Annotated in this window: 2 protein-coding genes; both read left to right on the plus strand. The window is 68.9% G+C overall.

Features of this window, described 5'->3' with window-relative positions; translation table 11 throughout:
- Positions 1 to 179 precede the first annotated feature (179 nt).
- A complete protein-coding gene (locus FNQ90_RS22260; RefSeq protein WP_182607984.1) occupies positions 180 to 782 on the plus strand; it encodes an RDD family protein in 603 nt (200 codons plus the stop codon).
- A gap of 243 nt (positions 783 to 1,025) precedes the next feature.
- Positions 1,026 to 1,673 carry an HNH endonuclease family protein gene (locus FNQ90_RS22265; RefSeq protein WP_182607985.1) on the plus strand — a complete coding sequence of 216 codons (648 nt, stop codon included), beginning with the start codon at positions 1,026 to 1,028 and terminating at the stop codon, positions 1,671 to 1,673.
- The last annotated feature ends 9 nt before the right edge of the window (positions 1,674 to 1,682 follow it).

Consider the following 1,682-nt stretch of genomic DNA (forward strand, 5'->3'; position numbering starts at 1 on the left):
GTCTCCGGTTGACCGCGAAAGGTTGCGACTCCGCCACGAGACGACAATTTCACTGGACAACGATGGTCCGAAACGGTGCAATGACGACCGCCGGGAGCACGGGGGGACGACCGGTACGGGACGCGCTCCCCGGATTTCCCGTGCGGACGACCGCCCCCGAAGCCGTGAGGAAACACCCCATGAGCCACCCGCCCCAGCCCGGCCAGAACCCCTACGGTCAGCAGCCGGGCTACGGCCAGCAGCCCCCGCAGCAGCCCGGGTACGGGTATCCCCAGCAGCCTCCGCAGCAGCAGCCGGGTTACGGCTATCCGCAGCAGCAGCCCGGATACGGCTACCCCCAGCAGGGCGGCGTGCCCCACGGCGGGGTGCCGAACGCCTACGCCGGTTGGGGCTCGCGGCTGGTCGCCCGCATCGTGGACGGTCTGATCATCGCCGTGGTGCCGGTGATCCTGATGACCACGGCGATCGAGGTGAACGGGGAGACCGTCACCATCGGTCCGATGTACTACATCGGCCTTCTGCTCCTCCTGGCCGGTGGCTTCTTCTTCGCCTATCTGGTGGGGACGACCGGGCAGACCCCCGGCCGCAAGATGGTCAACATCCAGGTGGTCAAGGAGTCCACCGGGCAGCCGATGGGCTTCGGGGTGGCCATCGCCCGCTTCCTTCTGGACTTCATCAACGCCCTCCCCTGCTACGTCGGTTACCTGTGGCCGCTGTGGGACGCGAAGAAGCAGACCCTGACCGACAAGATCGTCGGCAGCATCGTGATCCGCAAGGACTGAATTCCCCGGCGTCCGCGCCGCGTCCCGCTCCGACCCGAGGGGCCCCGTCCGCGTCCGGACGGGGCCCCTCGGCGCGTGTCCGCGCACCGGCGTGACCGCCATGTGTCGGGCGGGGGTCGCAACCCGCGTGGAGCCTTAATCAACTCGCGTAGATTTTGTCATGTCCGCGTTACCCCGGACCTCAACAATCCATCGGGCAACCTCCAACTCCCCCACGGAAAAACCCACATGGGAGGAACCTCGATGTCCCAGCCGACCACCGCGGTCCGACCCCGGACCTTCGGCATACTCGTGGCGGCGCTCGTCGCGGCACTGCTCTTCGTGCTGCTCGCGCCGCCGGCCTCCGCCGCTCCCCCGCGCATCCCCTCCGCCTCCACCGCGCAGACCGAGCTGAACCAGCTCCGCGTCGCCGCGGAGGGCACCATGAGCGGCTACTCCCGCGACCTGTTCCCCCACTGGAGATCCAGCGGCGGCTGCACCACCCGCCAGACCGTCCTCAAGCGCGACGGCAACAACGTCGTCGTCAACAGCAGCTGCCAGCCCACCTCCGGCACCTGGTACAGCCAGTTCGACGGCGTCACCCTCACCAGCGCCTCCCAGGTGGACATCGACCACTTCGTGCCGCTGGCCGAGGCATGGCGGTCGGGTGCCCGCACCTGGACCACCACCGAGCGCCGCGAGTTCGCCAACGACCTGTACTGGCCGCAGCTCATCGCCGTCAGCGCCTCCTCCAACCGCTCCAAGGGCGACCAGGACCCCGCCAACTGGCAGCCCCGCGCCGCCTACCGCTGCACCTACGCCCGCATCTGGATCCGGGTCAAGCACCGCTGGGACCTGACCGTGGACTCCGCCGAGAAGTCCGCCCTCCAGGGCATGCTCAACACCTGCTGAACCCCGCCC

The organism is Streptomyces alkaliphilus (genome assembly GCF_014141535.1).
In the GTDB taxonomy this organism is placed as follows: domain Bacteria; phylum Actinomycetota; class Actinomycetes; order Streptomycetales; family Streptomycetaceae; genus Streptomyces; species Streptomyces alkaliphilus.

Coding starts and splice junctions, on each gene's coding strand:
- FNQ90_RS22260 (WP_182607984.1), top strand. CDS start 180: ATGAGCCACCCGCCCCAGCCCGGCCAGAACCCCTACGGTCAGCAGCCG.
- FNQ90_RS22265 (WP_182607985.1), top strand. CDS start 1,026: ATGTCCCAGCCGACCACCGCGGTCCGACCCCGGACCTTCGGCATACTC.